The organism is Mesorhizobium sp. M2C.T.Ca.TU.002.02.1.1, assembly GCF_003997225.1.
Genome location: NZ_RZTO01000536.1, coordinates 1 through 4397, shown reverse-complemented (window position 1 = coordinate 4397; position 4397 = coordinate 1). Strand labels below are relative to the sequence as shown.

Genomic DNA, 4397 nt, shown 5'->3' with positions numbered 1-4397 from the left:
TGTCCCCCCGCCGCTACCAGCCCGGACAGGTCATCCGCTCGCCGGTCGCGCATCACGACGGCAATTACTTCGCCGACGCCGAGACGCTTGCCCGGCTCGAAGGCGAAGGCCAGGTGGTGTTCCGCTATGCCGAAGGCACCAATCCCAACGGGTCGATCAACGACATTGCCGGCATCGTCAACGACAAGGGCAACGTGCTCGGCCTGATGCCGCACCCGGAGAACCTTATCGAAGCGGCGCATGGCGGCAATGACGGGCGGGCGCTGTTCGAGAGCGCACTCGGCCTCGCGGCTTGATTCTTTGACATCCTAATCCGGAACGCGGGGGCGGACTGACCATGAGACCGACGATTGCTCGCCTTGCTCTCCTGGCCGCCGCTGGGCTCGCCTTGGCTTCCTGCCAGTCCAGCCCCAAGACCACACCGGTTCCCTCAGGCAAAAGCGCCTCGCTGCTTGCGATGGAGCAGGTCGCGATCGCCGCGCATAAATGCTGGATCGCCAGCAAGGACCCGGCCTTCAAGGCTTACCAGATGGCCAACGAGCTCAATTCCTACAGCGGCACGCCGCGCTTCCTGCTGGTGCCCGCCAAGCACTATGGCGGCAAGCCGCTGCTGGTCGTGCAGGCGCAAGGCAATTCCAGCCGCGTCGACGTCTTCGGGCCGCTGATGAATGAGCCGCTCGGCGCGCGCATCAGCTCGGACATCGCCCGCTGGCAGGCCGGCAATCCGACCTGCGCGGCTTCCGCCTGAGGTTGTCATGAGCCGGTTCCTGCAGATCGCGGGACTGGTTGTCGGGCTGGTCGCGCTTATCCTGCAATTCGCCATCACCATGCCCGCGTCGATGGCTGCGGGGCGCAGCCTGCTCGGTTCGATCGTCTTCTATTTCAGCTTCTTCACCATCCTCACCAACATCGCGGCGGTGACGGTGCATGCTTCGCTGCTGTCCCCCGCTGGCTATGCCTGGTTTCCGGCCTTCGCCGGACAGCGAATGCGCGCCGGAGTGGCGGTCGCCATCACGCTGGTCTTCATCGTTTATGCGACGGTGCTGGCAGGCCTTTGGCAACCGCAGGGCCTGTTCCTGCTTTGCGACATCATGCTCCACTACATCACGCCATTTATATTCGTGCTGTGGTGGCTCATAGCCGGTGCCGACGGCACGACGCGCTGGCGCGATATCTCCTGGTGGATGATCTATCCGCTCGCCTACCTCGCCTACGCGCTGATACGCGCCCCCTTCGCCGGCGAAGTGCCCTATCCCTTCCTTGACGTGGCCAAGAACGGCGCGGCCAGCGTCGCCGTTTCGGCCCTGGGCGTCACGGCCTTGTTCATCGGATTGAGCGCGCTTGCCGTGCTAGTCGATCACGGCATCGGCCGGTTGCGGGGAAAGCCCGCAGCCCGTGTCCAATCGAGCCGCTGACAGGCATCACTCCCAGAATGCCCTGATGCCTTCGCGATGGGCATCGCAGCGCGAGACGCCGATATCCTTGAGCTGCTCGTCCGTCATCTCCAGCAGAGCGAGGCGACCGCGCCGGCGCTCGAGCATGTGGCCGATCTGCCTCGCGATGGAACGGAGCACGAATACCAGGCGACCGACGAAGCCGCGATAGGCCAAAGGCTCGGCCTGCGCGCCAAAAGCAGGGCGCGCGTAGCGAATTGTTTCGATTGTACCCATTGTCGTTCCACCTTGTCTCGATTGTACCTTACCAACCGCAGAATCGATATGAATTGACTCATCGCGCGGTGCAATATAGAAAATTGTCACCATGACAAATTGGCTCCCTGACCTCTCCTCTGGCTCCGGTCCGCTGTATCAGCGTCTTGCTGACAGCATTGAGTCAGATATCGACAAGGGCGTCATCGACGCCGGTGCGAAACTGCCGCCGCAGCGCGACCTCGCCTATGACATCGGCACGACCGTCGGCACCATCGGCAGGGCCTATCAGCTGCTGCGCGAACGCGGTCTGGTGAGCGGCGAGGTCGGCCGCGGCACCTATGTGCTCGGCCAGCGCGCCGAAGCCCCGAAACCTGACCTCGAACTTGGCTTGCAAGGCACCCGCCCCATCGACGCGCCGAGCGGCAAGCTGCGCTTCGACAGCACCGCCGCGCCCGATGTCGGCCAGGGCGCGGTGATTGCCGACATCCTGGCGCGTACCGCGCAGGAGCACCCGCACGACATTTCGAGCTACACACGCGATTTTCCTGAACGCTGGGACGAGGCGGGGAGCCGCTGGCTTTCGCGCAATTCCTTCCGACCATCGCTCGATTCGATCGTGCCTACGCTGGGCACCCATGCCGCGGTCATGGCGGCGATCGCGGCGCTGACCATGCCCGGCGACTACGTGGTCTTCGAGCACCTCACTTATTCGCAGATCGCGCGCAGCGCCGGGCTGATCGGCCGTCGCACGGCGCTGGTTTCGGCTGACGAGGATGGCATCGACCCGGATGATTTCGAGCGCGTCTGCGCGCAGAAACATCCAAAGGTGATGTTCCTGATGCCGACCGCGAAGAACCCGACGTTGGTGACGCTGTCGGCGGAGCGGCGGCAGGCGATCGCGAAGATCGCGCGCGAATACAATGTCGCGCTGATCGAGGACGATCTTTACGGCGAGCTCACCGACGACCCGACACCGCTGCTGGCCGAATACGCGCCGGAACGCACGATCGTCGCCGGCGGCCTGTCGAAATCGGTCGCGGCAGGCGTGCGCGGCGGCTGGCTCTCCTGCCCGCCGGCCTACCGCCATCGCATCCGCGTCGCCCACAAGATGATGACCGGCGGCCTGCCCTTCCTGTTGGCCGAGGTCGGCACAAGGCTGGTGATGTCGGGCCAGGCGGGCGAGATCCGCAAGCGCTGCATTGCCGAGATCCAGGCGCGCCTCGCCATCGTGCGTGACGTGCTCAAAGGGTTCGACTTCAAGGCACGTGACAATGTGCCCTTTGTCTGGCTGACGTTACCGGACCCGTGGCTGTCCGGCACCTTCAAGAACGCCTGCCTGGCGCAAGGCGTGCTCATCGACGACGAGGACGAGTTCAAGGCCGGCCGCTCCGAACAGGTCTTTCACGGCGTGCGCTTCGGCGTCTCGCAGCCGCGGCAAAGCAAGGATGTCGCCGGCGGCGTCGCCGTCATCCGCCGCCTGCTCGACGAAGGCCGCGCCGGCTACGACAGTTTTTCGTGATCAAGCCTGAAAGCCCAGACCCAAGCATCGCCGGAGTGGCAGTTTTCCGGCGTTTTCCCTATCTGGTGGGGGTGTATCGCGCGAAAGCTTGCGATAAGAGGAGACTCGAAGAACCTCCCCTTTCCCACGGACAAAAATCGCCGCTCATGACCATTTCCAATTCCGTGCCGATAACCCCCGAGCTCGTCGCCGCGCATGGGCTGAAGCCTGACGAATACCAGCGCATCCTCGATCTGGTCGGCCGCGAGCCAAGCTTCACCGAGCTCGGCATCTTCTCCGCGATGTGGAACGAGCACTGCTCCTACAAGTCCTCGAAGAAATGGCTGCGCACCCTGCCGACCAGCGGCCCGCAGGTCATCCAGGGTCCAGGCGAGAATGCCGGCGTGGTCGACATCGGCGACGGCGACTGCGTCGTCTTCAAGATGGAGAGCCACAACCACCCGTCCTACATCGAACCCTACCAGGGCGCGGCGACCGGCGTCGGCGGGATCCTGCGCGGCGTCTTCACCATGGGCGCGCGGCCGGTCGCGGCGATGAACGCGCTGCGCTTCGGCGCACCGGACCATCCCAAGACCCGGCACCTTGTCGCGGGCGTGGTTTCCGGCGTCGGCGGCTACGGCAACTCCTTTGGCGTACCGACCGTCGGCGGCGAGGTCAATTTCGATGCCCGCTACAACGGCAACATCCTGGTCAACGCCTTCGCGGCGGGCCTGGCCAAGACAAACGCCATCTTCCTGTCGCAGGCCAAGGGCATCGGCCTGCCGGTGGTCTATCTCGGCGCCAAGACAGGGCGCGACGGCGTCGGCGGCGCCACGATGGCCTCGGCCGAATTCGACGACAAGATCGAGGAGAAGCGCCCGACCGTGCAGGTCGGCGATCCCTTCACCGAAAAATGCCTGCTGGAAGCCTGCCTGGAACTGATGGCCTCCGGCGCGGTCATCGCCATCCAGGACATGGGTGCGGCCGGCCTCACCTGCTCGGCGGTCGAGATGGGCGCCAAGGGCGATCTCGGCATCGAGCTCGACCTCGACAAGGTGCCGGTGCGCGAGGAGCGCATGAGCGCCTATGAGATGATGCTGTCGGAAAGCCAGGAGCGCATGCTGATGGTGCTGCGCCCCGAGAAGGAGGAGGAAGCCGAGGCGATCTTCCGCAAATGGGGGCTCGACTTCGCCATCGTCGGCAAGACCACCGACGACCTGCGCTTCCGCGTCATCCATCAGGGCGAC

General features: G+C 64.8%; 6 protein-coding genes. 5 read left to right on the top strand and 1 reads right to left on the bottom strand.

Features of this window, described 5'->3' with window-relative positions; genetic code table 11:
• From EOD07_RS24295 to EOD07_RS24285, 3 genes are all read left to right on the top strand, one after another.
• On the top strand, positions 1–296 hold a 296-nt coding region (locus EOD07_RS24295), incomplete at its 5' end, for a phosphoribosylformylglycinamidine synthase subunit PurQ (protein ID WP_206519539.1).
• 41 nt (positions 297–337) lie between these two features.
• Positions 338–748, top strand: coding sequence for a hypothetical protein (locus tag EOD07_RS24290; RefSeq protein WP_127237250.1), 411 nt, complete (start codon positions 338–340; stop codon positions 746–748).
• Positions 749–755: 7 nt separating this feature from the next.
• On the top strand, positions 756–1415 hold the full coding sequence (locus EOD07_RS24285) for a Pr6Pr family membrane protein (protein ID WP_127237249.1): 660 nt from the start codon (positions 756–758) through the stop codon (positions 1413–1415).
• A gap of 6 nt (positions 1416–1421) precedes the next feature.
• Here the strand turns inward: EOD07_RS24285 and EOD07_RS24280 are convergent, their stop codons facing one another.
• Positions 1422–1670, bottom strand: a complete 249-nt coding sequence (locus EOD07_RS24280; protein WP_127237251.1) for a DUF1127 domain-containing protein — start codon at positions 1668–1670, stop codon at positions 1422–1424.
• 91 nt (positions 1671–1761) lie between these two features.
• Between EOD07_RS24280 and EOD07_RS24275 the strand changes: the two genes are divergently transcribed.
• A complete protein-coding gene (locus EOD07_RS24275; RefSeq protein ID WP_127237248.1) occupies positions 1762–3171 on the top strand; it encodes a PLP-dependent aminotransferase family protein in 1410 nt (469 codons plus the stop codon).
• A 146-nt stretch (positions 3172–3317) separates the two neighbouring features.
• Positions 3318–4397 (top strand): phosphoribosylformylglycinamidine synthase subunit PurL (gene purL / locus EOD07_RS24270; RefSeq protein WP_127237247.1); only part of this gene is annotated, 1080 nt, incomplete at its 3' end.

Excerpts from the sequence above, each read along its gene's own strand:
- EOD07_RS24275 (WP_127237248.1), top strand. The coding sequence starts at position 1,762 with ATGACAAATTGGCTCCCTGACCTCTCCTCTGGCTCCGGTCCGCTGTAT.
- EOD07_RS24280 (WP_127237251.1), bottom strand. The coding sequence starts at position 1,670 with ATGGGTACAATCGAAACAATTCGCTACGCGCGCCCTGCTTTTGGCGCG.
- EOD07_RS24285 (WP_127237249.1), top strand. The coding sequence starts at position 756 with ATGAGCCGGTTCCTGCAGATCGCGGGACTGGTTGTCGGGCTGGTCGCG.
- EOD07_RS24290 (WP_127237250.1), top strand. The coding sequence starts at position 338 with ATGAGACCGACGATTGCTCGCCTTGCTCTCCTGGCCGCCGCTGGGCTC.